Source organism: Corallococcus sp. AB038B, assembly GCF_003668955.1.
Classification (GTDB): Bacteria; Myxococcota; Myxococcia; order Myxococcales; family Myxococcaceae; genus Corallococcus; species Corallococcus exiguus.
Genome location: NZ_RAWO01000361.1, coordinates 1 through 389, shown reverse-complemented (window position 1 = coordinate 389; position 389 = coordinate 1). Strand labels below are relative to the sequence as shown.

The following is a 389-nucleotide window of genomic DNA, read 5'->3' as shown; positions in this document are numbered from 1 at the left end:
CCCGAGACTCGGTATGCCCCCGGTTCGCTCCGGAGCGGGCCTGGGGTCGGGATGACCGCGAGGGGCTGGCCGGGGAGCAGGCATGCGCTCATTCGTCGCGGGCCGCTCTCGCGAGGCCGTCTGGTATCTTCCGCGCGACTCCATGGTGTCCCTCTCCCCGCCGCGCGTGTTGCTGCTGCTGTCCCTGCTGCTGGCTGCTCCGGCCGGCGCGGCTGGCGCGAAGAGCACGCAGCCTGGCGCCGACGAGGTGATGGGCATGCTGCGCAAGGTGGAGACGGCCCGGGTGCGCGGGACGCTGCGCGTGCTGGACAGTGAGCTGGAAGAGCAGGGCCGCGCGAGGCCCAAGGACTTGATGCCACGCGTGTACCGCGCATGGCTCGCCTTCCCGG

1 pseudogene is annotated in these 389 nt (G+C 72.5%); it reads left to right on the top strand.

The features are described from left to right. Positions 1 to 82 precede the first annotated feature (82 nt). Positions 83 to 389, top strand: a pseudogene (locus D7Y04_RS43575) (hypothetical protein); the annotation flags it as partial.